Source organism: Halopseudomonas yangmingensis (assembly GCF_900114825.1).
GTDB lineage: Bacteria > Pseudomonadota > Gammaproteobacteria > Pseudomonadales > Pseudomonadaceae > Halopseudomonas > Halopseudomonas yangmingensis.
This window is the reverse complement of the sequence record NZ_FOUI01000001.1, coordinates 120410-147250: the sequence shown is the minus strand read 5'-3', so window position 1 is coordinate 147250 and position 26841 is coordinate 120410. Positions and strand designations below refer to the sequence as shown.

General features: G+C 62.3%; 24 protein-coding genes and 1 pseudogene. 7 read left to right on the top strand and 18 right to left on the bottom strand.

The genetic code is table 11. The features are described from left to right. Nucleotides 1-28 precede the first annotated feature (28 nt). Nucleotides 29-1471, top strand: a complete 1443-nt coding sequence (locus tag BMZ23_RS00725; protein ID WP_093471369.1) for a TolC family outer membrane protein — start codon at nucleotides 29-31, stop codon at nucleotides 1469-1471. A gap of 43 nt (nucleotides 1472-1514) precedes the next feature. Here BMZ23_RS00725 and waaA read toward each other — a convergent pair whose 3' ends face one another. Then, nucleotides 1515-2768 (bottom strand): lipid IV(A) 3-deoxy-D-manno-octulosonic acid transferase, encoded by a 1254-nt coding sequence (waaA, locus tag BMZ23_RS00720; protein ID WP_281242287.1) that lies wholly within the window; start codon nucleotides 2766-2768, stop codon nucleotides 1515-1517. Between the two features lie 128 nt (nucleotides 2769-2896). On the opposite strand from waaA, the gene BMZ23_RS00715 reads away from it, so the two are divergent. Genes BMZ23_RS00715 through BMZ23_RS00705 form a run of 3 tightly spaced genes read left to right on the top strand, consistent with a single transcriptional unit; the run spans nucleotide 2897 to nucleotide 5765 of the window. Next, the gene (locus BMZ23_RS00715) at nucleotides 2897-4066 is read left to right on the top strand and encodes an FAD-dependent oxidoreductase (RefSeq protein WP_093471366.1); all 1170 of its coding nucleotides are present in this window, start codon (nucleotides 2897-2899) and stop codon (nucleotides 4064-4066) included. A gap of 1 nt (nucleotide 4067) precedes the next feature. Next, entirely contained in the window at nucleotides 4068-4862 is a 795-nt protein-coding gene (locus BMZ23_RS00710) for an aldo/keto reductase (RefSeq protein WP_093471363.1), read from the top strand. A 39-nt stretch (nucleotides 4863-4901) separates the two neighbouring features. Next, entirely contained in the window at nucleotides 4902-5765 is an 864-nt protein-coding gene (locus tag BMZ23_RS00705) for a hypothetical protein (protein WP_093471360.1), read from the top strand. A gap of 1 nt (nucleotide 5766) precedes the next feature. Here the strand turns inward: BMZ23_RS00705 and BMZ23_RS00700 are convergent, their stop codons facing one another. The 14 genes from BMZ23_RS00700 to prfB all read right to left on the bottom strand — a co-directional run bounded on the left by BMZ23_RS00700 (nucleotide 5767) and on the right by prfB (nucleotide 19485). Next, nucleotides 5767-6129, bottom strand: a complete 363-nt coding sequence (locus BMZ23_RS00700; RefSeq protein WP_245748076.1) for an Hpt domain-containing protein — start codon at nucleotides 6127-6129, stop codon at nucleotides 5767-5769. Between the two features lie 4 nt (nucleotides 6130-6133). After that, nucleotides 6134-7870: an ATP-binding SpoIIE family protein phosphatase gene (locus BMZ23_RS00695; RefSeq protein ID WP_093471357.1), complete on the bottom strand. Its 1737-nt coding sequence runs from the start codon at nucleotides 7868-7870 to the stop codon at nucleotides 6134-6136. A gap of 3 nt (nucleotides 7871-7873) precedes the next feature. Then, nucleotides 7874-8179: an STAS domain-containing protein gene (locus tag BMZ23_RS00690; RefSeq protein WP_093471354.1), complete on the bottom strand. Its 306-nt coding sequence runs from the start codon at nucleotides 8177-8179 to the stop codon at nucleotides 7874-7876. 110 nt (nucleotides 8180-8289) lie between these two features. Further along, on the bottom strand, nucleotides 8290-8745 hold the full coding sequence (gene fliJ, locus BMZ23_RS00685; RefSeq protein ID WP_093471351.1) for a flagellar export protein FliJ: 456 nt from the start codon (nucleotides 8743-8745) through the stop codon (nucleotides 8290-8292). After that, complete coding sequence (gene fliI / locus BMZ23_RS00680; RefSeq protein ID WP_093471348.1) at nucleotides 8738-10090, bottom strand: flagellar protein export ATPase FliI; 1353 nt, start codon at nucleotides 10088-10090, stop codon at nucleotides 8738-8740. Before fliI ends, fliJ begins: the two co-directional genes overlap by 8 nt. Further along, nucleotides 10077-10871, bottom strand: a complete 795-nt coding sequence (fliH, locus tag BMZ23_RS00675) for a flagellar assembly protein FliH (RefSeq protein ID WP_093471345.1) — start codon at nucleotides 10869-10871, stop codon at nucleotides 10077-10079. Before fliH ends, fliI begins: the two co-directional genes overlap by 14 nt. A gap of 1 nt (nucleotide 10872) precedes the next feature. Further along, entirely contained in the window at nucleotides 10873-11889 is a 1017-nt protein-coding gene (fliG, locus tag BMZ23_RS00670; protein WP_093471342.1) for a flagellar motor switch protein FliG, read from the bottom strand. Then, nucleotides 11882-13606, bottom strand: coding sequence for a flagellar basal-body MS-ring/collar protein FliF (gene fliF, locus BMZ23_RS00665; RefSeq protein ID WP_093471339.1), 1725 nt, complete (start codon nucleotides 13604-13606; stop codon nucleotides 11882-11884). Before fliF ends, fliG begins: the two co-directional genes overlap by 8 nt. A 31-nt stretch (nucleotides 13607-13637) precedes the next feature. Next, nucleotides 13638-13979 carry a flagellar hook-basal body complex protein FliE gene (gene fliE / locus BMZ23_RS00660; protein WP_093471337.1) on the bottom strand — a complete coding sequence of 114 codons (342 nt, stop codon included), beginning with the start codon at nucleotides 13977-13979 and terminating at the stop codon, nucleotides 13638-13640. Nucleotides 13980-14082: 103 nt separating this feature from the next. After that, nucleotides 14083-14766, bottom strand: coding sequence for a uracil-DNA glycosylase (ung, locus tag BMZ23_RS00655; RefSeq protein ID WP_093471334.1), 684 nt, complete (start codon nucleotides 14764-14766; stop codon nucleotides 14083-14085). A gap of 4 nt (nucleotides 14767-14770) precedes the next feature. After that, nucleotides 14771-15097 carry a PA3694 family proteiin gene (locus tag BMZ23_RS00650; RefSeq protein WP_093471330.1) on the bottom strand — a complete coding sequence of 109 codons (327 nt, stop codon included), beginning with the start codon at nucleotides 15095-15097 and terminating at the stop codon, nucleotides 14771-14773. A 17-nt stretch (nucleotides 15098-15114) separates the two neighbouring features. Further along, nucleotides 15115-16398 carry a flavohemoglobin expression-modulating QEGLA motif protein gene (locus BMZ23_RS00645; protein WP_093471327.1) on the bottom strand — a complete coding sequence of 428 codons (1284 nt, stop codon included), beginning with the start codon at nucleotides 16396-16398 and terminating at the stop codon, nucleotides 15115-15117. A 408-nt stretch (nucleotides 16399-16806) separates the two neighbouring features. Further along, nucleotides 16807-18312: a lysine--tRNA ligase gene (gene lysS / locus BMZ23_RS00640; protein WP_093471324.1), complete on the bottom strand. Its 1506-nt coding sequence runs from the start codon at nucleotides 18310-18312 to the stop codon at nucleotides 16807-16809. A 77-nt stretch (nucleotides 18313-18389) separates the two neighbouring features. Further along, nucleotides 18390-19485, bottom strand: a protein-coding gene (gene prfB, locus BMZ23_RS00635; RefSeq protein ID WP_143069536.1) for a peptide chain release factor 2 whose coding sequence is annotated in 2 segments (ribosomal slippage) — nucleotides 18390-19412 and nucleotides 19414-19485 — 1095 coding nt in all. Because the reading frame shifts where the segments join, the coding sequence is not laid out codon by codon here. Between the two features lie 188 nt (nucleotides 19486-19673). On the opposite strand from prfB, the gene BMZ23_RS00630 reads away from it, so the two are divergent. Genes BMZ23_RS00630 through BMZ23_RS00620 form a run of 3 tightly spaced genes read left to right on the top strand, consistent with a single transcriptional unit; the run spans nucleotide 19674 to nucleotide 23926 of the window. Further along, entirely contained in the window at nucleotides 19674-22088 is a 2415-nt protein-coding gene (locus BMZ23_RS00630) for a phosphoketolase family protein (RefSeq protein ID WP_093471321.1), read from the top strand. 1 nt (nucleotide 22089) lies between these two features. Beyond that, nucleotides 22090-22266: an excisionase family DNA-binding protein gene (locus BMZ23_RS00625; protein WP_425431647.1), complete on the top strand. Its 177-nt coding sequence runs from the start codon at nucleotides 22090-22092 to the stop codon at nucleotides 22264-22266. Between the two features lie 22 nt (nucleotides 22267-22288). Then, complete coding sequence (locus BMZ23_RS00620; RefSeq protein WP_093471318.1) at nucleotides 22289-23926, top strand: ATP-binding protein; 1638 nt, start codon at nucleotides 22289-22291, stop codon at nucleotides 23924-23926. Nucleotides 23927-24116: 190 nt separating this feature from the next. On the opposite strand, the pseudogene BMZ23_RS14770 reads toward BMZ23_RS00620, so the two are convergent. The 3 genes and pseudogenes from BMZ23_RS14770 to BMZ23_RS00610 all read right to left on the bottom strand — a co-directional run. Next, nucleotides 24117-24241: pseudogene (locus BMZ23_RS14770) on the bottom strand (DUF1016 N-terminal domain-containing protein); the annotation flags it as partial. A gap of 113 nt (nucleotides 24242-24354) precedes the next feature. After that, nucleotides 24355-26043, bottom strand: coding sequence for a class I SAM-dependent methyltransferase (locus tag BMZ23_RS00615; RefSeq protein ID WP_093471315.1), 1689 nt, complete (start codon nucleotides 26041-26043; stop codon nucleotides 24355-24357). Nucleotides 26044-26068: 25 nt separating this feature from the next. After that, a complete protein-coding gene (locus tag BMZ23_RS00610; protein WP_093471312.1) occupies nucleotides 26069-26722 on the bottom strand; it encodes a HEPN domain-containing protein in 654 nt (217 codons plus the stop codon). Nucleotides 26723-26841: the final 119 nt, after the last annotated feature.

Genomic DNA, 26841 nt, shown 5'->3' with positions numbered 1-26841 from the left:
TACCCCATCCTGCATAAAGGATCTTCGCATGTTGCGCCCATTGACCCTTGCTCTGCTGCTGGCCGGCATGTCCGCCCACGCACTAGCCAATTCCGACCTCCTGACCGTCTACCAGGAAGCCCTGGCCAACAGCGCTGACCTAGCGGCCGCCGAGGCTGAAGCCATGGCCCGTCAGGAGGTACTCCCCCAGGCCCGTTCACAACTGCTGCCAAATATCGGCCTGGGCGCCGGTGCCAGCCGCGAGCATGTTGATATTGATGGTCGCGGCATGAGCGGCAAGGGCAGCGACAACTATGGCACCCATTATTACCAGGCCAGCCTGACCCAACCACTGTTCCGCGCTGACCGCTGGTTCAACTATCAGGCCGCCAAATCGCAGAGCGAGCAGGCACTGATCGAGTTCTCGGCCACCCAGCAGGAACTGATCCTGGAGGTTGCCCAGGCCTACTTCAACGTACTGCGTGCGAGTGACAACCTGGCCACCGCCCGCGCCGAGGAGCGCGCCTTCGAGCGTCAACTGGAACAGGCCCGCGAACGTTTCGAGGTTGGCCTGTCGGCCCGCACCGACGTTCTGGAAGCCCAAGCCGGCTTCGATAACGCCCGCGCCGCACGACTGACCGCCGGGACCAATCTGGATGTCAGCTATCAGGCGCTGACCCGGCTGACCAACCGCGACCACACCCAACTGCACGGCATCAGTCACGACCTGCCGATCCTCGCCCCCAGCCCGGCCGACCCGCAGCAATGGGTAGATACCGCAGCCACCCAGAACCTGACCCTGCAAGCCAGCCGTCTGGCTGTAGACAGCGCCGGCCAAGCCCTGCGCAGCAGCCGCGCCGGTCACGCCCCAAGCGTCGATGCCTTTGTGCGTTATCGGGACAACCGGGGAGGCGCCGAACTCAACAGCCAGGCCATCGACAGCCGCACCTCACAGATTGGCGTCGAACTGACACTGCCGCTGTATGCCGGTGGCGGCATCAGCTCACGGGTGCGCGAGTCCGGTTATCGGCTGAATCAGGCCGAGCATGCCACTGATGCCCTGCAGCGTCGGGTGGTAGAGAACACCCGCAACCTGTTCCGCACCCTGACCGCCAGCGTCGAGGAAATCGAAGCACGGCATCAGGCCATTGTCTCCGCGCGGGCCGCCCTGGACGCCACCCAGACCGGCTATGAGGTAGGCACCCGTAACGTGGTTGATGTACTGGAAGCCCAGCGCACCCTGTTCCGTACCGTGCGCGACTACAACACCCAGCGCTACAACTACATCATCAACAACCTGAGCCTCAAGCAGGTTGCCGGCACCCTCAGCCCGCAGGATCTGCAGGATCTGTCGAACTGGCTGAATCCTGACTATGATGCCGATCGCGACTTTATCCCGCCGTCTGCCGAAGAGGCTGCACGGCAGATGTCACTGGGTCGCACCGGCGGCGGCAGCGCCCCGGCACGCAATAGCGGTAGCAGCAGCTTCTGAGTCGAAGCCATGACTGGCAGCACAGCGCGTGCTGCCAGTCAGTTCAGAGAAAGCGCCCCAAGCCCCCCAGCAAACGCTGCAACGCCCCCTGATTGTCACGCACCACCGCGGCACCGGCTTCACCAGCCACTTTTGCCTGTTGCGGATCATCCAGCCAGACACCAACCTGCCGTTCCAGCTCTGCAGCATTCTCCACCTGTACCAGCGCCCCGGCACCCTCCAGCAGCTGGCTGATTTCGGTAAAGTTGAAACGCTGCGGCCCCGTCAGGATGGGCAGGCCCAGCGCTGCCGGCTCCAGATAGTTATGCCCGCCGGAGGGCACCAGCGAGCCGCCGACAAAGGCGATATCGGCACAGCTGTAGAACATCATCAGCTCACCCATGCTGTCACCCAGAAACACCTGCTGGGCGGCGGTCAACGGCTCGGCCTCGCTGCGCCGGCGCAGGCCCAGCCCGCTGTCGCGAACCAGCCGTGCCACCGCATCGAAGCGCTCCGGATGCCGTGGCACCAGCAACAGCAGCAGGTCCGGCCAGTCACGCAGCAACTGCCGGTGTGCCGCCAACACCTGCTCGTCCTCGCCGGCATGGGTGCTGGCAGCAATCCATACCGGGCGCTGGCCCCAGCCGGCACGCAGCTGTTCGGCCTGGCGCTGGCGCTCGGGGTCCGGACTAAGGTCAAACTTGATGCTGCCGGTTACCGTCAAGGCTGCCGTCGGCACCCCCAGATCGGCAAATCGCTGCGCCTCGGCAGCGGTCTGCACCGCCACCCAGTCGAGGCTGGCAAACATCGGCCGGACCAGCCAGTCCAGACGCTGGTAACCCCGTGCCGAACGCTCGGACAGCCGCGCATTGGCCAGCACCACCGGCACCCCGGCGCGCTTGCACTCGGCAATCAGGTTGGGCCACAGCTCGGTTTCCATGATCACCAGCAGCTTCGGGCGCAGCCGGCGGATCAGCCGGCGCTGCAACCAGGGCAGATCCCAAGGCAGGTAGGCGTGCCCGATCTGCTCGCCGAACAGCCGGCGAATCTGCGCCGAGCCGGTGGGGGTCATGCAGGTCACGGTCAGCGGATGCTGCGGGTAACGCTGCTGCAACTCGCGCAGCATGGGGGCCGCGGCAATACTTTCGCCCACCGACACCGCATGCACCCAGATGCCGTGCGGACGCAGATCACCACCAAAACCCAGCCGCTCGTGCCAGCGCCGGGCATAGGCCGGCGCCCGCCAGGCGCGATAGAGCATGCGCAGCAGCACCAGCGGCATGCACAACAGAAAGATCAGCGTATACAGGGTGCGCAACTTGAAGTCTCCGGTAACGGCCAAACAGGGTAACGGACACGCCCATGACGCATCCGGCAGCGAACAGTATACTGTCACGCCGGGTCAGAGACCCGTCCGCATTCATTTCCGGCACAGGCATCCGCGTCATGGCAACACCCCTGCAAACCGACATCTGCATCATCGGCGGCGGCATTGCCGGACTCTGGCTGAACGCCCGCCTGCGCCAGCGCGGCTACCATACCCTGCTGCTCGAAGCCGACAGCCTCGGCGGCGGCCAGACCATCCGTTCCCAGGGCATCATCCATGGCGGCACCAAGTACGCCCTGCACGGCAGCCTGACCCAGGCCGCCGAGGCGATTGCCGGCATGCCGCTGCGCTGGCGGGCCTGTCTGGAGGGTGATGGCGAACTGGACCTGCGCGGTGTACAGGTCCTCAGCCAGCACCACTATCTGTGGTCACCGGGCAGCCTGATCAGCAAGATGGCCGGCTTTTTCGCCAGCAAGGCGCTGCGCGGTCGGGTCGATGCAGTCAGCGGCGAGCAGTTGCCCGAGGTGTTCCGCGACCCGGCCTTCCGTGGCAAGGTCTACCGGCTGGCCGAACTGGTACTGGATGTGCCCTCGCTGCTGCAGCGCCTGGCCGAGCTGGCCGGAGACTCGCTGCTGGGCGATCGCGCCGAACGTTTTGACACACCGGCCGATGGCGGGCCGCAACGACTGATCTGCGCCAGTGGCCGGGAAATCCAGGCCCAGCGTTTCGTGCTCAGCGCCGGCGCCGGCAGCGAGGCGCTGCTGCACAGCTCCGGCATCCACAAGCCGGCCATGCAGCGCCGCCCGCTGCAGATGGTGACGGTTTGCGCCGCCAACCTACCGCCACTCTATGCCCATTGCCTGGGTGCCAGCCCCAAACCGCGCCTGACCGTCACCACCCACCCGCTGACGAACGGCGAGCAGTGCTGGTATCTGGGCGGCGAACTGGCCGAACAGGGCGTAACCAGCGACCCCCAGGCACTGATCCAGCGCGCCGCCAGCGAACTGGCTGAACTGCTGCCCTGGGTCAACCTGCAGGGCGCGCGCTGGGATACCCTGCGCATCGACCGCGCGGAACCGGCACAGAGCGGCCTGACCCGGCCGGACAGTGCCTTTGTCCAGCAGCAGGATGCCCTGCTGGTGTGCTGGCCAACCAAGCTGGCACTGGCCCCGGATCTGAGCGATCAGGTACTGGATCTGTTGCAGCGCCAGGCGCTGCAGCCGGGCCAGCACCCACCCCTGCCCGAGCTGCCGCACCCGCCGCTGGCCAAACCGGTCTGGGAGCACTGAGATGCAGACATTACAGCCACACTGGCGCGCCCTTGGCAGCACCGGCCTGCAGGTTTCACCGTTGGGCCTGGGCACGGTAAAGCTGGGCCGCAACCAGGGCGTCAAATACCCCAACGGCTTCGAGCTGCCGGATGATCGCAGCGCCAGCGCGCTGCTGGCGCAGGCGCGCGAGCTGGGCATCAACCTGCTGGATACCGCACCGGCCTACGGCAGCAGCGAAGAGCGTCTTGGCCAGTTGCTGGCCGGTCAGCGCCAGCACTGGGTGCTGTGCAGCAAGGTGGGTGAAGAATTCGATGGCCAGCACTCGCATTTCGACTTCAGCGCCGCACATACCCGGCGCTCGGTGGAGCGCTCGCTGCAACGGCTGCGCACCGACTACCTGGATCTGGTGCTGGTGCACTCCAGCGGCGACGATCTGGTAGTGCTCGATCAGGAGGTCTGCACCACCCTGCAGCATCTGCGCGAGGAAGGCCTGATCCGCGCCTGGGGCTTTTCCGGCAAGACCGTCGAGGGCGGCATTCGCGCCCTGCAGCAGGCCGACTGCGCCATGGTCACTTACAACCTGCAACAGCGTGACGAGCTGCCGGTGCTTGACTTCGCCCTGTCACAGGGCAAAGGTATCCTCATCAAAAAGGCATTCGCCAGCGGGCACCTGCCCGGCAGCGATCCGGCCACCGCGGTGGTCGACAGCCTGCGTCTGGTGCTGGGGCACCCGGCGGTCGCCAGTGCAATTGTCGGCACCATCAACCCCAGGCACCTGCAGGACAACGTTACGGCCGCCCTGCAGGTTCTCTGAAGCCCTGCGGGCAGTGCCGCCAGCCAACAGGAGTGCGGCATGAGTCGAGTCATTGCACGCAGCAACCCGGTGGCGTTCAAGACGCAGGCGATCCGGGTAAAAGCCTCGCCGCAGGGGTTGGACTACCATCCCGAAGGCGCACCACTGAGCTTTGCCGAGATGCAGGAACTGAGGCGTCCGGTTTGGCTGGAGGATCCCTGGCAATTCGAGGTCCTAACCGCCAATCTCGGCGTTTCCTTGCGCATAGACCTGCACTGGCGTGGCCGGGATTACCTGCTACTGATCCGCCAGCAGCGCGATGACATGGGCGACTGCGTTCTCAAACTGGTCTCCGGCTATGTGCCAGCCCACCAGCTGCGCGTACCGCTGCTGTGCGCCATCACCGAAGTGGCCGAGGAGCTGCTGTTCGAAACCGAGGCGGGCTGGTTGCCGGGGCGCTATCAGAATGTCTGGCTGCCAACACCCTATGCCGACAGCCTGACCTACTGCGACAGCCCCAGTTTCGAGCTGCAACCGCACAGTTGTTTCCACTTGCCTGTGGGCTGTGCCGGAATGCCCTTGCTGGAGCGCCCACGGGCCTACCTGCACCAGCCAACCAATTCACTGCAACTGGTCTACCATCTGGATCTGGTTCTGCCTGACCAGCACAACCTTCGCCAGGCCTTGCATACCGATGAAAAGCTGGATGATCAGGGAGAGCTGGTTGCCCGAATCGATCCACAGCAACCCGAGTTGTTCCTGCTGGCCATGGATTCCGGACAATTGATGCAGATACGCGAATCAGCACTGCAGCCAGTTGAGCTGCCCGAGCCGTTACTCAGCGAGGCCTTTTGCAGGCAGACCGGCTGGCTGGTCAGCGACAGTCACTGCCCGTGGTCACAAGCAAACCTGCAGCAACGGTGAATCAGGGGTGCAACTGGGGACGCAGTTGCCGGTAACACTGCTCAATGCGCTCGAGTGCATCGCCCGCGGCACCCGCATCACCATGGATACCCGCCTGCTCTGCCAGCGTGCATACCTGCTGCAGCGCCAGAGCCCCCATATTGCCACTACTGCCCTTGAAGCTGTGAGCACAACGGCGAAAGCTTTCAAGGTCACCGCTGGCAAGGAAGGTACGCAATTGACCGAGGCGTTTTTCCGCATCGATAATGAAGGTGTCCAGCAGTAGCAGATAGTCGTCCTGCATCAACTCACGCAGATTTTCCTGAACGGCCGGATCCAGATCCGGCAACAGGCTATCTTCACCCGGCATGAAGACATACTCCATTTGATCAATCCGCTGTTGTGTCTACTTGCCAGACAGTATGCCGAAGCGGCCAGACAAACTCCACAGTGACCTGATTACCACTGTCATTGAAGCCCAGTGTTTCGGTAAGTGCCTGGACCAGCCCCAGCCCGCGACCGGCATAGCCGTCCTTGAGCGTCAACTGGCCGATACGAAAGCCCGGCCCGCTGTCACTGACACGAATGATCAATCGTCCGCCATCAACACGAGGCCGGTGATCCAGCTCCACCCGTATCCAACCCTCGCTCAGGGCGCGCAAGCGGCGGTTACGTTCACTGTAATAACGGGCAAAACCGTCAGCGTCGCGTTTCCAGGATGAATCCAGTTGCAGCAGACCATGTTCCAGGGCATTGCTGTACAGCTCCCCCAACAGAATAAACAGCGTTCCTGCATGGGCCCGCAACCCCTGCACGGCCATCAGACGCTCCATCAACTCAGGTACCGGATTATTCTCGCGGATAGCCGGTGCCCGCAGGACAATCTCCTGACGCCAGTCCTGGGCCAGATCGACAGCAGCAACCGACACAGCGCCCCGATCCGGCTGGCTGCCAGACCACATGCACAGCTCCAGCAGGCTCAGATCGTCCTCGGGACTGCCATGGAACGCCTCGATAGCTTCCAGCAACCGGTCGAACAACTGCTCCGGCGGCCCCTGATAACTGTCCACCAACTCCAGCACCCGCTCCTCGCCAAACATCTCGCCCAGCTCGTTACGGCTTTCGATTACGCCGTCAGTCCAGCACAGCAGCCGCTGCCCTGGCCTCATCGACAGCACCAGCGGACTGGCATCGAAGCGTTCATCCGATTGCACGCCCAACGGCAAGTGGGTTGAGGGAATACGGTGCAGCAGGCAGCCATCACGATCGATCATCAGCACTTCCGGCAGCCCACCGTTCCACACCTCGACCAGCCCCTTATAGGGATCGATCTCGATCAGCACCGCACAGCAGAAAATCCCGACCGGCAGTATGCGACCCAGCTTGCTGTTGAGTTCACGCAAAATATCGTTAAGAGCGAAGCCACGCGCACTCATGGCATAGAAAACTTCGGCCAGCGGCATGGCACCGATCGCTGCCGACAAACCATGCCCGGTAAAATCCCCGAGCAGCACGTGCATTCCCCCTGAAGGACGCCGTGCCGCCAGCAAGATATCGCCGTTGAATACCGCAAAAGCCGACTGCAAATGGCGCAACTGCGGGGCGTCCAGGCTGCCGGCATGGGCTACCCGGTCAAAGATCACCTTGGCCAACTGCTGATCACTCAGCAGTTGGCGATTCTGGCTGGCAATCAGGTCCCGCTGGCTCTGCAGCGTCTGGTGCATCTCGCGCATGCGCCGGAAGGCTTCGATCTTGGCCTGCAAAATAACCGGGTTGTAGGGTTTGCTGAGAAAATCATCACCGCCGGCCTGCAGGCATTCGACCAGTGCATCCGTCTCGGTAAGGCTGGTAAGAAAGATGATCGGAACCAGGTCCTCGCCGGCCTGGCGACGGATATCGCGCGCAGCCGCGTAGCCGTCCATTACCGGCATCAGCGCATCCATCAGCACGATATCGGCGCCATGACTGACGAACAGCCTGACTGCCTCGGCGCCATCCTCGGCAGCCTGAACACGATGTCCCAGACGCTCGACCAGACGACACAGGATCAACCGGTCAGCGGGGTTGTCATCGGCTACCAGAATGTTCAGCACTGCAGCCTGGGCCAACACTGGCGCAGTCGTCATGATCTATTCGATGACGAACAGCTGACCGAAATTGGAAATACCGAGCACCTTGCGCACATCCGGATTGCACCGCACGATACGAATGTCCGCACTATCTCCACCGGCGTAGTCACGCAACAGCAGCAGCATGCCCAGTGCCGAGCTATCGATATAGGCGGCCTCGTGCAGGTCCACCACATAGCGCGACGGCTTCAGCGCGGCACGCTCGTAGGCATCCCTGAATTCCTGGTGAGCGGCGAAATCAAAACGACCCGATACAGCAATACTCAGGGTCTTGCCATCGTCTGAAAGACTCTTGGTTATGGCCATGCCATGACTCCGTCAAGGTTTCCATGCCTTGGTCACCACAAGCTGGGCGCCCGATGACCTCATTACGGGCAAGCATAGCAGCATCCGGGCACAAGGCCAGCAAACTGACGTCAATTCTGGTTGTCGCGCAAGGACTGGGCCCGCTGAGACAATTCATCCAGCAGTTTTTGCTCCTGCCGGTCGGCGCGCAAGCGTGCCTCGTCCAGGTACCGCTGGATCAGGGTGCGCAGCGCCTCAACCCGCTGGTATTTTTCCCGCCACAGCTGACGCGCCTTGTCGGCGGCCTGACGGTGCCATTCCAACGCCTGTTGCTGCTGGTCTATCGCGGTCTGCATACGCGCCAGAAAGCGCTGGTAATTGAGCAGCCATTCACGATCAACGCCGCCGGCACCGCGCTGCTGCCAGCCCTGATGGTACTCGCCGGTGTAGGCTTCAAGATCCACCAACCGTGCCTGCGCCTGTTCCATCTCGCGCTGGCACTGACCCAGCTTTGCCGCAGCCTGGCGCTCCTCTTCCAGCGCCATGTCCAGTACCGGCTGCAAACGCCGGGCCCGCTCCTCACTCATGGCTGAGCAACTGTTGCAGCTCGGCCTGGCTGTCGTTCAGGCTGAAGCTGACTTGCAGGCCCTGGCGCAAAAAAGCGGTCATTTGTGGCATCTTTTCCAGTGCCCTATCGGTCAACGGGTCAGAGCCGGCGGTATAGGCACCCACACTGATCAGATCACGGCTTTGCTGGTAGCGAGCATACATCTGCTTGAACTGCTGGGCCTTGTGCAGATAGTCGGCACTGACGATTTGCGGCATGGCGCGACTGATCGACGCCTCGATATCAATCGCCGGGTAATGGCCTTCCTCGGCGAGGCGCCGCGACAGCACCACGTGGCCGTCCAGAATCGCCCGCGAGGCATCGGCAATCGGATCCTGTTGATCATCGCCTTCGGAGAGCACCGTATAAAAAGCGGTAATCGAACCGCCGCCCTGCTCGGCATTGCCGGCACGCTCGACCAGTTGCGGCAGCTTGGCAAATACCGAGGGAGGGTAACCCTTGGTCGCCGGTGGCTCGCCAATCGCCAGGGCAATCTCGCGCTGGGCCTGGGCAAAGCGGGTCAACGAATCCATCAGCAGCAGCACATTCTTGCCCTGATCGCGGAAGTATTCGGCTATTCGTGTGCAATACATGGCCGCACGCAGGCGCATCAGCGGCGCATCGTCAGCCGGCGAAGCAACCACCACTGAACGCGCCATCCCTTCCTCGCCAAGGATCTGTTCGATGAACTCCTTGACCTCACGTCCCCGTTCACCGACCAGCCCGACAATGGTGATATCCGCATCGGTAAAACGCGTCATCATGCCCAGCAACATACTCTTGCCCACGCCGCTGCCAGCAAACAGACCGAGGCGCTGGCCACGGCCAACGGTCAGCAGGCCGTTGATCGCACGGATACCGACATCCAGCGGCTCCTCGATCGGGTGTCGCTTGAGCGGATTGATTACCGGCCCATTGAGGTCGACCCAGTCATCCGGCTTGAAGTTACCCTTGCCATCCAGTGGGCGCCCGATCCCATCGACAACCCGACCGAGCATGGAAAAACCCATCGGCAGCTTGCCCGCACCGGCCGCCGGCACCACCCGCGCACCGGGCTGCAACCCCTGGATGCTGTCAACCGGCATCAGGTAGATCTTGTTGCCGGCAAAACCCATCACTTCCGCTTCGATACGACTGCTGCCTGTTGCAGTCTCGCTGATGACCAGACAACGGCTACCAACCGGCGCCTTGCACCCCTCCGCCTCAAGCGTCAGGCCGACCATGCGTATCAGGCGCCCTTCGACCACCGGCTGCTCGGGCAACTGCACCGCCTCGCCATACCCCTGCAGACGCCGGGAAAAGCTGATGCGCTCAGCGCCCTTCATCAGGCACATCCTCAGGCAACGACTCAGGCAGCATCAGGTCCGCTTCGGGCGGATGCGCCTGTTGTTGCCGGAACTGCTCCCACAACTGGCTGACCATCTGCTCAAGACGGGTCTCCACACTGGCATCCACCTGACTGTGTTCTGTTTCGATACGGCAGCCGCCGGGCAGCAACTGTTCATCCTCAAGCAGCCGCCAGTTTTCCTCATGCCGCTCACGCAAGGCCTTGGCCGCCTCGAAATCGGCAGGGTTGAGATAGATGCGGATATTAGCTGCACCCATCGGCAGGTCCCTGAGGGCGGCGCGCAGCACCTGGACAATCTGCGACGAGTCGATACTCAGTTCGCGACGAACCAGCTGGCGCAGCATGCTTTCAAGCAGCTGCAGCAACATGCGCTCAATCTGCTGGTCCTGCTCGCGGATCGGCTCCAGCAACTGCTGCATCAGCACTTCAAGCTCCACCAGACGACTGTCCAGTTGAACCTGCGCTTCCTGCCGCGCCTTGAGCTGGCCGGCATGGAAGCCATCCTTTTCACCGGTGGCAAAGCCGTCGTTGTAGGCTTCCTCGCGAATTCGCTCAAGCTCTTCCAGGGTAATCGGCGGTGGCTGGTCGAATTCTTCGAGTTCCTCAACCGGCTGTTCGCTTTCCGGTTGCAATTGGTCCTGCTCCTCGCGCTCAAGCAGAACCTGCTGTGGCTCGTCATCAAAACTTGGCAGGTCCCAGAGGCTGAAATCCGCCAGTTGCTCGGCACGAATCAGGTCACCTGCCTTGTCCTTGGACATCTCAGACCATCTCCTCGCCACCTTTGCCACCAAGGACTATCTCGCCCGCCTCGGCCATGCGCCGGGCAATGGTAAGAATTTCCTTCTGCGCCGCTTCCACTTCGCTGATACGGACCGGCCCCTTGGCCTCGAGATCGTCACGCAGCAGCTCGGAAGCACGCTTTGACATGTTCTTGAAGATCTTTTCCTTGATCGCTTCGTCAGCACCCTTGAGCGCCACAATCAGCACTTCCGAAGACACCTCGCGCAGCAGCGCCTGGATACCCCGATCGTCGACATCGGCCAGATTGTCGAAGACAAACATCAGGTCCTCGATACGGCTCGACAGATCCTCGTCAATATCGCGGATAGCCTCGATCAGTTGTGCTTCCGTACTGCTTTCCAGGAAGTTCATGATGTCGGCAGTCCGCTTCACGCCGCCCATGGTGGCGCGCGTGGTATTGGCATTGCCGGCAAACTGCTTCTCGAGGATTTCGTTGAGTTCTTTCAATGCACTGGGCTGCACGGTATTCAGCGCCGCCACCCGCAACAGTACGTCCAGACGTACCTTGTGATCGAAATAGCTGAGCACCTCGGCAGCCATGTCGGGGTCAAGGTAGGCCACCACAATAGCCTGGATCTGCGGATGCTCGTAGCGGATCACATCGGCAACTGCGCGCGGCTCCATCCATTTCAGGCTGTCCAGACCCGAGGTACTGCCTCCCAGCAAAATACGGTCGACCAGGCTGTTGGCCTTGTCTTCACCCAGCGCCTGGGTGAGCATGGTACGGATGTAGCCGTCCGCACCGACCCCCAGACCGGTCTGTTCACCGACCATGTCGATAAAATCACCCATCACCTGCTGCACCTGCTCGCGATGTACTCCGCGCATGCCGGCCATGGCACTGCCGACCCGCTGCACCTCCTTGGGCCCCATGTGCTTGAGTACCGCAGCCGCATCGGATTCGCCCAGACTCAGCAGCAAAATGGCGGCTTTATCCAGCTTGGTGAGCTTTTGTGGACGCTTTTCTTCACTCATCGGCGTTGACCCATTCCTTGACCACCTGGGCTACCCGTGCCGGATCCTCGGCAAGCAACCCCTTGATCGCATTCAGCTGCTGGTCGTAGCCGGCACCCGGTGGCGGCAACAGAACCGGTCCAGAACCACCGGACAGGCTGACCTGATCGTCACTCAATTCGGTATCAAAAGCACCGCCGCCGGCACCTGCCAGCATCGGCAGTTGATCATCGGAGGCTGTCGGCTTGCTGCTCAGGCTTTTCAGCACAGGACGCAGTACGCCAAACACCAGAATCAGCACGAAGAGTATACCGAGAATCTGTTTGGCAATGTCCCAGAACCAGGGTTGCGACCAGAACGGGATTTCCGGCAGTTCAAAAGCCTCACCCTCGGCCACAAAGGCACTATTGATCACACTGACACTGTCGCCACGCGCCGCATCAAAGCCGACCGCATCCTGTACCAGACGGGTCAGACGGGCCAGTTCGGCCTCGCCCAGCGGCGTGCGGGTCACTTCACCGGTATCCGGATTGACCTGCACCGGATCATCCACCACCACCGCGACAGAAAGCCGGCGCAGACGACCCTGCTGCTGGCGGGTGTAACTGATCTGCCGGTCCAGCTCGAAATTGCGGGTCGCCTGCTCGCGGGTATCGCGCGGCGCAGCAGCCAGCAGGGGCTCGCCGGTAGCAGGGTCAATCACCTGCTCAGGCACCTGCCCGCCACCCGGCGGCTGGTTGGCCAGTGCACCGGGCACGCCGGCAGGGCCGCCACCGGCAGCACGCGACTCGTTCACCACCTGCTCGCTACGCAGCGCCGCTTCCGGGCTGAACATTTCCGCAGTGGACTCCACGGAGCTGAAATCCACATCGGCAGACACCTCGGCCTTGTAACGGCCATTGCCCAGCACAGGTTGCAGAATGTTGTGGACCCGACGGGTGTAGGTGTCTTCCAGCTTACGCACATGGTCGAACTGCCGGCCCGCGATGGTCAGCTCGTTGAGTTCAGCCTGATCGGACAGCAGATTGCCTTGCTGATCCACCACAGTGACCTGGTCGCGGCTAAGCTCCGGCACGCTGGTCGCCACCAGATTGACGATGGCCTGCACCTGGCCCGGCTCCAGCCGGCGGCCGCCAAACAGCTCAAGCAGTACCGAGGCACTGGGCTTGCGGTCATCACGCACGAACACCGTGGAGCGCGGAATGGCAATGTGCACACGGGCACCACGCACATTGTTCAGCGACGAAATGGTCCGCGCCAGCTCACCCTCAAGCCCGCGGCGGTAGTTGGCACTCTCCATGAACTGGCTGGTGCCGAAGCCCTGCTCACGGTCAAGAATTTCGAAGCCCAGGTTGCGATCCGTCGGGGTGACCCCGGCACTGGCCAGACGCAGGCGGGCATCCGCCAGGTCCTCGGTGCGTACCAACAGGGCACCGCTATTGGGCTCGACCCGGTAACGGATACGCGACTGCTGCAATACGTCCACCACCTGGCCGGCATCGAACTGGTCCATGCTGCCGTACAGCGGACGAAACTCCGGCTGCTGCGACCAGAGCACCACGGCAAAACCTATGGCAATACTGGCTGCCAGCCCCACCAGCAAGCCGACCTGACGGAGCACCGGCAACTGCGCCACGTTATCCAGGAATGCAAGCCCCATCAGTGGCTTGCGCCCTGCAGCGGCTTGATCAGCGCCCCCGGCAAGGGCCGGGGTGTTGGCGGTATTGGCGGAATCCATCGAACTATCCTCGCAACAGGCGTATCAGCAATCAGATCGGCATCTTCATGATGTCTTCATAGGCGGCAACCAGCTTGTTGCGCACCTGGGTAGCAGCCTGGAAGGCCACCGAGGATTTCTGTGAAGCTATCATCACATCGGTCAGATCAATACCGGCTACACCTCGCTCATAGCCGTTCTGCAGGTTGCTGGTCGTGCTCTGCAGCTCGCTGACCTTGTCCACCGCCTGGCGCAGCACGTCACCAAACGCCGGACCATTGGCCTTGTCGGTCTGCTGTACCGGCGGGGCCGCATTCGCTGCCCTGCCCATGGCTTCCATCTGCATGGAGCGCATCTGCAGCATCAGACGATTGAATTCGACACCCTGGGACATGACAACCTCCGTGGCCGTGACATTTTTGACGCTTCAACTGTCGTCGGAGGTATATCAGCAAGAAACGGGCCAGCTTTTATCAACAGTTGTGGCACGGCGAAGCTCACGGCAGACGCCAGTCGATCGGCGTTTGGCCATGGCTTTCAAGCCAGGCATTGGCGGCAGAGAAATGCCCGCAGCCGATAAAGCCGCGATGCGCCGACAGCGGTGACGGATGCACCGAACGCAGCACGCAGTGACGCTGGCCGTCGATGTGCGCCCCTTTCTTCTGCGCGTAGTTGCCCCATAGCATGAACACCAGATGCTCACGCTCGGCATTCAATACCTCGATGATCCGCGAGGTGAAGCGTTCCCAGCCATGGTTGGTGTGGGAGCCGGGACGCCCCTGCTCGACACTCAGTACCGCATTCAGCAGCAGCACGCCCTGTTCGGCCCAGTGCTGCAGGCAGCCATGGGCCGGAATCGGGTAGCCGAAATCACGCTGGATTTCCTTGAAGATGTTCTGCAGCGACGGCGGTGCCGGCACTCCCGGCGGCACCGAAAAGCTCAGACCATGGGCCTGCCCCGGGCCGTGATAGGGGTCCTGGCCGATGATCACCACCTTGACCTTGGGCAGCGGGGTGCTGTCGAGGGCATTGAACAGCAGCGGGCCGGGGGGATAGATCTGCTTGCCGGCGGCCTTTTCCGCCTGCAGGAAATCGCGCAACTGCTGCATCCACGGCTGCTCGAACTGGTCAGCCAGCGCCTGCTTCCAGCTGGCTTCCAGACGCAGACCACGCCCGGCCATAGACTCAGTCACGCACCGGTACCGCCTGGCCTTCGCAGCGCACCACACGGCCGCGCTGGTCGGACAGCACACCACTCAGCCCGTTGTGACGGCGCGAGTGCATCACCAGTACGCCATCCACGCACTCGGCCAGATAATCCGCCGGCGTGCCACGCAGGCTGCCACCGGCATCGGCGACCGTGCTCAGAGTAAAACTTTCCAGATCACGTTGCTGATCCACATGCACAAAATTCAGATACCCGTAAAAGTGCAAAACCGCCACGGTGGCAATCACGCTGCCGATAGCCGTCATGATCATCGGCAGTTTGTTGGTTTCCGGCTGTTCGGACATGCTTTGCTTCCCCAGAGTCAGAGTATGTTGGCGTAGTCGGCTTCGATGCGGTCGAGACTGAGCTTGGTGAGGAACCCGGAAAAGCACATCCAGGCACTCAGGGCATTCAGGTCGGCAAAGGGTGCCGGCAGGTAGCGCGGCGGCACCACCAGCCCCTCCTCCACCAGCTGACCAAGGGTGCGCATGTCTTCCAGGGTGGTCTTGCCGCAGAACAGCAGGGGTATCTGCTGCAACTTGCCCTGGCGCACCGCCAGCTGGATGTAGTTGTAGGTAAGGATAAAGCCCTTCAGGTAGGCCAGGTCCTTGGTAAACGGCAAGCCGTTGGCGCTCGAGCCACGGAACACCCGGCTGGCATTGGTGTAGCTGTCCTCGTCGCTGTAGCCCTCGCCCTGATAGAAGCGAAACACCTCAAGGAAATCCGCGCCGGACTCGGCCAGCTGAATCGCCCGGGTGCGATTAGTCAGCTTGCGCAGCCGCGCCGGGTAGGAATTGAAGGTGATCACTTCCATCAGGATCGCCAGGCCTTCCTGGGTCACCGTAGAGGACGGCGGTCCCTTGGCAAGGAAGGTGCAGATCGGCTGATGCTGGCCGTTCAGACTGGTGGCCACGTGCACCATGCCCTCGTGCACCGCAAGGATGTTCAGGTCACGCTGGTTGAACAGCGCATCGCTGCGGATCTTGATGTAGTCGGCGCCGGCGGCGGCATCGGCGACGATGCCGTCGGATTCGAATACGCGCACCGCCTGGTCGTCGGGGAACGCCTCGTTCATCCGTGCCTGCAGTATGTCGACGGCGTCGGCGGCGCTGATGGTCTTGGGTTCACGGCCAAGGTCATTGCCGATATTGCTCAGCGATTCGCTGAGCATGATGCCCAGATCGGTGATGGTCGGGTCGCCGGCATGGAAGGCGTCGGAGGCCGAGCCGTACAACTCCTGGGAAATCCGCCCGAACTCGGCAGTCCCGCGCCCTTCGAGCATGCGGATGACCATGCGGTATTCGCGGCACATACGGCGCATGATCTGGCCGACCGGGTTGAAGGTGCCGAGCTGGCGGGTGATATCCCGCTCGATATCCTGGAACAGCTGCAGGCGTTCGGCCGGATCAAAGCCCAGCGGGCGGCTGGCGTAATAGTCGGCATCCACCGCCGGCAGACTCTGGCACTGGTTGCGAAAGAACGTCTCGCGCAGACCATCATCCCACTTGATCGCATCCAGCACCCGAATCGGCGCCTGCGCCTCCACCAGCCGGTCCGACAGGCTGCGGATCACCAGCTGGTACTGCTCGCTCTGTTTGACTGCCATGCTCTTTACCTTCGAAAACACAGCATGAAGATTACGGGGTTCCGCGAACAGACGCCATGCCGGCTGTGATTCGGGATTTATTTGCGGACAACCCGGGTTTGACAAGCCGGTGCAAGGCTTGGCCGGGCAGTCCAGCTGGCGGACACGCCATGAACCCATCCCTGGGGGCTCGCGTCTGGCCATCCCTGGCCAGACACGGTCCGCCTGCCGGACTACCCGGCACCGCCCGAGGCCCGGCGTTGCCTAAGAACCAACCACCCCGCCTCGTCGTCATTCCTGCGAAGGCAGGAATCCAGAAAATCCATCATCTGCGAAAAAGCATCCCGGCGCGTCTGGGGACGGCCTGTGGCAGACCGTCGCCAGATGCGCCAGCACATCAGTCCAGGGCGCCAAAGGTTCTAAGGCGACTCAGTGATGCTCCGGCCGCATGTGCGGGAACAGGATCACATCGCGGATCGACGGCGAGTCGGTCAGCAGCATCACCAGACGGTCGATACCGATGCCCTCGCCGGCGGTCGGCGGCATGCCGTATTCCAGCGCACGCACAAAGTCGGCGTCGTAGTGCATGGCCTCGTCATCACCGGCGTCCTTGTCGGCCACCTGGGCGTGGAAGCGCTCGGCCTGATCCTCGGCATCGTTCAGCTCGGAATAGGCATTGGCAATCTCGCGGCCACCGATAAACAACTCGAAACGGTCGGTCACGCTCGGATCGTCATCACTGCGGCGCGCCAGCGGCGAGACCTCGAACGGGTAGCGGGTGATAAAGGTCGGCTGCTCCAGTTGGTGCTCGACCAGTTCCTCGAACACCATGGTCTGCAGCTTGCCCAGGCCCTCGAAGCCCTTGACGTCGGCACCGGCCTTTTTCGCGATCGCCCGGCACTTGTCCAGGTCGCGCAGGTCCTCGGCGCTGATCTCGGGATTGAAGTGCAGGATCGAGTCGAACACCGACATCCGCGCGAACGGCTTGCCGAAATCGAACAGCTTGCCCTGGTAGGGCACCTCGGTAGTACCCAGCACCGCCATGGCCAACTCGCGGAACAGTTCCTCGGTCAGGTCCATGTTGTCTTCATAATCGGCATAGGCCTGGTAGAACTCGAGCATGGTGAACTCGGGGTTGTGCCGGGTCGAGACGCCCTCGTTGCGGAAGTTGCGGTTGATCTCGAAGACCCGCTCGAAGCCACCAACCACCAGCCGCTTCAGGTACAGCTCCGGGGCGATACGCAGGAACATTGGCAGGTCCAGCGCGTTGTGATGGGTTTCGAACGGTTTGGCCGCCGCACCACCGGGGATGGTCTGCAGCATCGGGGTTTCAACTTCGAGGAAATTGCGCTCGGCCAGGAAACGACGGATATGGGAAATCACCTGCGAGCGCACCTGGAAGGTGTGGCGGGTTTCCTCGTTGACCATCAGGTCGACATAGCGCTGACGGTAACGCTGCTCGGTGTCGGTCAGACCGTGGAACTTGTCCGGCAGCGGGCGCAGCGACTTGGTCAGCAGTTGCACGGCGGTCATGTGCACATACAGATCGCCCTTGCCGGAGCGCGCCAGGGTGCCCTCGGCGCCGATGATGTCGCCCATGTCCCAGTGCTTGATGGCTTCCAGTGTCTCGGCCGGCAGGCCCTTGCGGTCGACATACACCTGGATGCGCCCGCTCATGTCCTGGATCACCATAAAGGCGCCACGGTTGAGCATGATGCGCCCGGCGACCTTGACCGGAATCGCCGCCGCTTCCAGCTGCTCCTTGCCGTGCTCGGCATAGGTTTTCTGCAGATCGCCGGCGTAGCTGTCACGGCGGAACTGGTTGGGGAAGGCATTGCCCTTGGCCCGCTCGGCAGCCAGCTTTTCCTTGCGCAGGGCAATCAGGCTGTTTTCTTCATGCTGCTGTTGCTGCTGGTCGGTCTGTTGGTCGCTCATCTCGGATCGTCGCTCACATCATGGTCTTGGTTATTGGGAAGCATGGAGGGCTTCCCTTGCCGCCTACAGCAAAGGGATTACAGCCCCTGCTTCAGACTGGCCTCGATATATTCGTCGAGGTCGCCATCCAGCACCTTGTCGCAGTCGCTGCGCTCGATACCGGTACGCAGATCCTTGATCCGCGACTGATCCAGTACATAGGAGCGGATCTGGTGCCCCCAGCCGATGTCCGACTTGGTGTCTTCCAGGGCCTGGGCGGCGGCGTTGCGCTTCTGCATTTCCAGTTCATACAGCTTGGCACGCAGCATCTTCATCGCGGTATCGCGGTTGGCGTGCTGCGAGCGCTGGTTCTGACAGCTGACCACGGTATTGGTCGGCACGTGGGTGATACGGATCGCCGAGTCGGTGGTGTTGACGTGCTGGCCACCGGCACCCGAGGAACGGTAGGTATCCACCCGCAGATCGGCCGGATTGATGTCGATCTCGATGTTGTCGTCGATTTCCGGCGAGGCAAACACCGCGCAGAACGAGGTATGCCGGCGGTTGCCGGAGTCGAACGGGCTCTTGCGCACCAGCCGGTGCACGCCGATTTCGGTGCGCAGCCAGCCAAACGCATACTCGCCGCGCACGTGCACGGTGGCGCTCTTGATGCCGGCGACCTCGCCCTCGGACAATTCTACAATCTCGGTTTCAAAGTCGTGCTTGTCGGCCCAGCGCAGGTACATGCGCAGCAGCATGTTGGCCCAGTCCTGCGCCTCGGTGCCGCCGGAGCCGGCCTGGATGTCCAGGTAGCAGTTGTTGGCGTCCATCTCGCCGCTGAACATGCGGCGGAATTCGAGCTTTTCCAGCGCCTCGCGCAGACGGTCCAGCTCAACCACCACATCATTGACTGCGCCTTCGTCGCCTTCCTCGGCGGCCATTTCCAGCAGCTCGGAGGCATCCGCCAGACCGGAATGCATCTGGTCCAGGGTCTCGACAATCTGCGCCAGCTGGGCACGCTCGCGGCCCAGGTTCTGCGCGCGCTCCGGGTCGTTCCAGACGCTCGGATCTTCCAGCTCGCGCTCTACTTCGGTCAGTCGATCACGCTTGTGATCGTAGTCAAAGATACCCCCTGATGGTCTCGGAACGACCACGCAGATCTTTGATGCTGTTCAGAATCGGGTTGATTTCCATAGGTCAGAGAGTCCGCTCGGGAAAAAGGCGGCATTGTAACGGAATTGCTACCCGGCATGGAATTGTCGGTGGTCGGTGATACCCTTCGGCAAGGCGTTTGCGCGCATTTTGATGCAGATCAGCGCACTGCGCACGTCAGCACCTACACTGTCCGTTCAACCACGGCGATCAACCAGGGAGTATTACCCATGAGCCAGTTGCTGCCCGATCAGGCAACCCTCGACCAGCACGCCAGCGAGCAGCCGGCATTTGCCCGGTGGCGCGATGGCCACGGGGTGATCAGCCACCTGCCACAGACCCAGGCAGCGGCCTATCGCATGGCCCACCAGCTGGTGCAGTCCGGCTGCCAGCCGGACCTGGCGAGCGTCTACCGGCAACTGCGCGCACTTGACCTGCTGACCAGTGCCGGCCTGTGGCTGGTGGTGCACATGACCTACGCCAAGCGCTGCCACCTGGATGGCCGCGCCATGGCCGCCGAGGATTTCAAGTCACGCCCGGAAGGACACACCGGCGGCGCACTGAACATGGTGCCGGGCTATGCCGCCTATCTGGCGCTGAACAACCTGACCGGCAACACCCGTAGCTGGCTGATGGGCCAGGGACATTGCGTAGCGGCGATTGATGCGCTGAACGTGCTGACCGGCAACCTGCACCCGGAGCAGGCCGAGCGCTACCTTGGCGAGGAAGGGCTTGAGCACCTGCTGCGCGACTTCTACGGCTATGCCCAGCAGCCCGACGGCCGCCCGGCAGCGCCGCTGGGCAGCCACGTCAACCCGCACACCGCCGGCGGCATTATCGAAGGCGGCTACCTCGGCTTTGCCGAACTGCAATACGCGCACATGCCGCTGCCCGGCGAAACCCTGGTGGCCTTTCTCTCCGATGGCGCCGCCGAGGAACAGCGCGGCAGCGACTGGATTCCGCGCTGGTGGCGCGCCGAGGACAGCGGCGTCGCGCTGGCGGTCATGATCGCCAATGGCCGACGCATCGAGCAGCGCACCGAGCTGGGCACCTCACGCGGGCTGGACGGCTTCTGCGAACACCTGCGCGCCTGCGGCTTCGACCCGATCCGCTTTGACGGACGTGATCCGGCCGCCTTTGTCTGCACCCTGTTTGAAATGGAGCAGCGACTGGCACGCCGCGTCGAGGAATACCGGCACGGCGTGCTGCGCTATCCGCTGCCGATCCCCTATGCGATTGCCGAAACCACCAAGGGCTTCGGCTTTTATGGCGCCGGCGAAAATGCCGCGCATAACCTGCCACTGCCGGGCAACCCGCGGCATGACGAACACGCGCGCAGCCTGTTCAACCAGCATGCGGCGCAGCTATGGGTCGACCCGCAGCAGCTGCAGGAGGCGCGCCACAGCCTGTGCAGCCATGACCAGCAACAACGCCCGCTGGAGCGTGACCACCCGCTGGCACGCCGCCAGCCGCCGGCACCGGAGCTGCCGAAACTGCACTGGAGCGAACAGCAGGGCTCGGCGATGCAGGCGGTTGACCGCTTCTTTGTCGACCTGGTGCAAGCCAACCCGCAGCTGCGCGCACGGGTCGGTAACCCGGATGAACTGGCCAGCAACCGCCTCGGCGGCGTGCTCAAGGCACTGCGCCACCGGGTCAGCGAACCGGAAAGCGAGCTGGAGGACGTGCATGGCCGGGTGATCACCGCGCTCAACGAGGAAGCCGTGGTATCTGCCTGCCTGGCCAACAAGGCCGGCCTGAACCTGGTCGCCAGCTACGAGGCGTTCTGCGTGAAGATGCTCGGCGCGGTGCGCCAGGAACTGATCTTCGCCCGCCACCAGAAAGAGGTCGGACGCCCGGCCGGCTGGCTCGGCTTCCCGCTGATTGCCACCTCGCACACCTGGGAAAACGGCAAGAACGAACAATCACACCAGGACACCACCTTCTGCGAAGCGCTACTCGGCGAGATGCACGACGTCATGCGCGTGGCCTTCCCCGCCGACCACAACAGCACCCTGGCGCTGCTGCCGGCGGTGTTCAGCGAGCGCGGCCGGCTCAGCTGCCTGGTGATTGCCAAGCGCGACCGCCCAAGCCTGCTGAATGCCCAGCAGGCGCAGCAACTGGCCGAAGACGGCGCACTGCTGATGGATCAGCATGACGGCCATGGCGAGCCGGTAATGCTGATTGCCTGCGGCAGCTACCAGCTCGGCGAATGCCTGCGCGCCGCCCAGCGCCTGCGCGAGCGCGGGCATGCCTGGCGGCTGCTGTACCTGCAGGAACCGGGACGTTTCCGCCAGCCCCGCGACAAGCACGAAGCGCGCTACTGCGCCAGCACCGAACAGATCGAGGCACTGTTCCCGGCCAGCCTGACCCGCCGGGTCGCGGCGGTACATACCCGCCCGGAAGTGCTGCGCGGACACCTGGCCGGCCTGCTCGGCGATCACCACAGCCGCGTGCTCGGCTACATCAACCGCGGCGGCACCCTGGACGAGGACGGCATGCTGTTTGCCAACCGCTGCAGCTGGGCCCACGTACTGGCCGCCGCCGCCGAAGTCTGCGAAGTGGACCCGCTGACCTGGCTGGACGAGCAGGAATGGTTTGCCGTACAGGGCATGGGCAACCCGCATATCCTGCGGCAGACGGGGTGAGGTGAGGGAATGGGCGCCCGGCGTGGCCAAGGACACCGTGTCCCGCTGGCGCGAGCGCAAGGGGCTGCCCGCGCACCGCGTAGGGCGACTGTGGAAGCTCCAGCTCTCCGAGGTGGATGAGTGGGTGCGAGCGGGAGGTGCCGATGAAGAATCGGGCAATGGGAGCGAACAAAAATGAATCCAACAGGGAAAGGTGACGCGTGAGCTTGGAAGGGCAACTCCTTGACCAGAAGTCCTTGCGGGCTGTGATCGGCAAGACGGCGGACTGGAACGAAATCGCCAAGGATTGTATTGCTTTTGCCAATGCAACCGGTGGCCGCCTACTGCTGGGGATCGAGGATGGCCAGAGCGAGCCTCCCGCCGATCAGCGTGTCCCTCCAGACCTGCCAGACATACTGCGTCGCAAGCTGGCAGAGCGCACGGTCAACGTGACGGTGCTGCCGGGTGTCACCATCGCCCCGAATGGCGGCCAATACATCGAATTGCGAATTCCGCGTGCCATGGCCGTTGCATCCACCACGGACGGCCGCTACTTCCTGCGCGTTGCCGATCAAAGCAAGCCCGTGACGGGTGATGACGTTATGCGCCTCGCCAGCGAGCGTTCCGCATTGCCATGGGAAACGCAAACCACCTTGCATGTTCCACGTACCGAGATTGATGTCGCCAAACGCGACAAGCTGCTTGCAGCCTTGCGCGCATCGGATCGCGTCAAGCCGTCTGTGAAGGAGAAGTCTGACGACGAACTGCTCGATCACTATCAGCTCGCACAAGGGCCGAACCTCACCAATCTGGGCGTGCTCAGTCTCGGTCGCCAGCATCATCGCGCTCAACTGACCACCGCTCCGGTCATCCAGTTCATCAAGTACGACGAGCACGGGCAGAAGGTCAACAAGCTGGCTTGGGACGACCACACGCAAAGCCCGATGGAATTGATCGAAGCGGTCTGGCAGGAGGTGCCTGACTTCCGCGAGCGCTACGAGCTGCCCGATGGCCTGTACCGCCAGAACGTGCCTGCCTTCGATGAAATCGTGGTGCGCGAATTGCTGGTCAACGCGTTAGTACATCGTCCTTACACCCAGCGCGGCGACATTTTCTTGAATCTGCATCCAGACCGGCTGGAAGTGGTCAACCCAGGACCGCTACCGCTGGGCGTCTCGCCGCAGAACGTCCTCCACACCACGGTACGCCGTAACGAACACCTGGCACGACTGTTCCATGACTTGAAGCTGATGGAGCGGGAAGGTAGCGGCTTCGACAAGATCTTCGAAGTTCTGCTCTCGCAAGGCCGCCCGGCCCCCGAATTGTTCGAGACCCACGACCGTGTGCAGGTGACAGTGCGCCGCCGCATTCTCAAGCCTGAGGTCATCGACTTCATTGCGAAAGCAGACCAGACCTATCAGCTCACGCAGCGCGAGCGGATCACATTGGGTTTGTTGGCGCAGCACGATGCCCTGACGGCGCGCGAACTGACAAATGCCCTCGAACTGCCATCGGTTGAAGCATTGCAGCCCTGGCTCAAACGCCTGCTGGATTTGCAGTTGGTGCAAAACGCCGGGCGTACCCAGGCAACACGCTACTTTGTTGACCCCAGCCTGCTGCACAGCCTCCAGTTCACCGGCGAGACCACCCTCAAACGCATTGAGCCACACCGCTTGGCCGCGCTGGTACTGGAAGACCTGCAGCGCTACCCCAGATCAGCCATCAGCGACATCCACCAGCGCGTCGGTGGCGAAATCCACCCTAAGCAAGTCAAACGCGCGCTGGAAGAGCTGATCGAGCGCGGGGAAGTCCGCTTTGAGGGTAACAAGCGCTGGCGACGGTACTGGGCGGTGGCATGAGCAGTCTATCGGACAACCTGCGCGCTATCGTCGATAGATGGGCGATAGAAACCGGGCGATACGTTGGTGACCGCCTGAAGAATCAAGGAGTTCTATCGACCCAAGGCGAAGAAGGCCGGGAGATAGAACGCGGCCCTATTGCCGTAACAACCCATTTACTCCTGCTCAAGCATCGCGCCTGAACAGGGCTCAACGAATTGTAGTGAGTCCAGCTCAATTCGGTACGCACTGCGTTCCAAATTGGATACTGCTGATAAAATGCCCGCATATAGCGTAGATTACGCGCATAAAACCCTTGCCAAACTCTACGGTCAGCCGCAGGGCATGGGCAACCCGCATATTCTGCGGCAGCCGGGGTGAGGTGAGGGAATGGGATGGGCGCCCGGCGTGGCCGGGCGCTGGCGGTCAGCACCACGATAATTTAGGTGCTAGCCTCCCAACCCCATCCATTCTGCCAATTGCAGGTTGGTTTTCAGCCTAAGTCGCTGCTGCAACATGCCTTCAAAGACTGAATCCAGCGAACGAGCCTCGCCAACCAATGGCAACGCCGCCTCGGCTTCTGCAAAAAAGCGTGCCTGCAGGTCATCGCCCAGCAGTGCCTGCTCCCACCAGTGAATCACCCGCGGACGGGACCTTTTCAGCAAGGCATCAGAGGGCAGTTTTTCCGACTTGGCCGTATTGGCGCGCTGACTGGCAGGCAGCAGATTCCACAAGTCGTTATTGCTCCAGCGTGACCAGGGGAAGCAGTGATCAATGTCGTAGGCAGAGGACGACAGGCGCTGTGCGGTCCAGACACAGTCCACTGAACCTTGGGCCAGTTGCTGTTCTACCAGCCGCCGCACCAGTGATGTATCGCGACGGCCTTCGCTCCATGCCAGCGCCTGATGGTATGACTCGCTGGAATAGCGCGCCTCCCAACTGCCCATCAGGCTCGTCCACTCATTGACAATGGCTGGCTCGACCCAGCAGGCATAGCGACTGAGGGTATCCCAAAGACTGGCCGGCACGCGGAATACACCGAATCGCGCCAATGTATCCCGGTCCAACCGAACCGGCCCGGTTAGTATCCGAAGTCCACTCAGCTCACCATCGAACACCTGTCGGTTGCTACCCGGCCAGGTTGTAAAACGCGCAGGATTTTTCAGAATGTTGGCGGCTGCATCGCGTATGGCTCGCAGCACCACCGGGGCAAACTCATCTGACAGGGACAACCCCGGACGCAAGTCGAGTGGTGACAATCTGGCCAGTTCATAAAAAGCGTCCTTGGCGAAACCATAACCCTTTGCGCCGGGCGCCTGACGCAGGTTGTGCTGCAATACCAGTGGATGGTAGAGCATCAACCAGAACAGCCCCACGGCACCCAGCGGCAATTCAACCCAATCATCCGTGCGGCGCAGAACCAGCCCCGGCGCGCTATCAGCAATACGTAGCAGCGTTCGCAGTAAACCCAGCTTGTAGGTAGATGACTTGTCGTCGTTGACGATGATGTGGCGCAGGGTTGGCAGAGCGCCGGTGCCGTCATCAGGCAGCCGATACAGCGCCGTTTCCCACCAGACATCTGCACGCTTTAACTGATCTGCAGCGGTGGAGGTCTTTAGCGCCACGGGCACCAGTGCGCGTTGTCGGGCAAAAGCCTCCAGCTCCGCCTTGCTCACCTCATGGAACTGACGCTCAGCATCCCCCGGACCATGCCGCAGGGTAATTACCAGCAGCCCGGACGGTGCCAACAGCTCGGCCAGAATCCGGAAAGCCCGCTCGCGGGCAGAGGGCGCAATGTGCATCCACACAGCTGACACAAGAATCAGATCAAAGCGATAACTCAACGCACGGATTTTAGCCAGATCCGGCAGGGCATCATCCAGCCACTGAACACTGGCGTGCGCAGTTGCCGCTTCACCCAGGGCACGCAACCCAGCAGCCGGCTCCACAGCCAACACATCCCAACCCCGCTCAGCCAGCGCCAGCGCGTCACGACCACTACCGGCCCCTACGTCCAGCGCCAACCCGGCTTTCTCGCCGAGCAAAGGCAGCCAGTCGCCGTGCACCTGTTCGAAAGTCAGCGACTGGTACTGACTGAAAAACTCTGCAGCCCTATGGTGGTAAATAGAAATGGTCATTGAAACGCTTGCTCCCGGCGAGACTTCAGGGATGCTTCACCACCGGATACACCGCATCACCCCACAGCGTATCCGGGCTATCCAGCATGATCGCAATCACCGCAGGCACCAGATCGCCCAGCAGTTTTTCACAGTCACGCAGTTGTTCGCGGTTGACCTTGCCGTTCCAGGTAGCGCCGCCGTGCATCAGTTGGTTGCGCAGGGTGTACAGCCGATTGAATACCACGCCGAGCACTGTGGCGGTGTCATTGCTGCCAAGCGCCTGGGCGGCCTGCTTCTTGCCGTTGGCGAACCGGCCTGTCCATTCATCTTCGCTGATCAGGCCGCGCTGGCAGTCCCAGAAACTCTGGAATACGTAGGGATTGTCGAGCAGTACACGGATGGCTTGCGGGTAGTGTTGCCAGACCAGTTGATCAAGACGCTTCTGGCTGTCCAGGCTGCAGAGCTTGTGCAGGAAGGCCTTGAAGGCGTCCTGCTCGCTGAGCCGGTGCTGCGGGTCGATATCGGTGGCGTAGGCGGCGTTGAAGGCGATCCACAGAAACACAAAGCGGCCATCGGAATCTTCCGCCAGCTCTGCCCGCTGCAACCAGCTGAGGGCGCGATGCACACGCAGGGCCAGGTTTTCCGGGTGACTGTGGCGTTCAGCGCGCTGGCGGGCCTTGAGTGCCGCAAAGTCCATAACTGCCTCCCTGGGTTACTGCTTCCTTGATACCGGGATTTTGGATCATCCAGCCATGATGGCATTGGCCCATTATGCACATATGCGGCCCTTATCACAGTGCCGTGTTGTCGCTACGG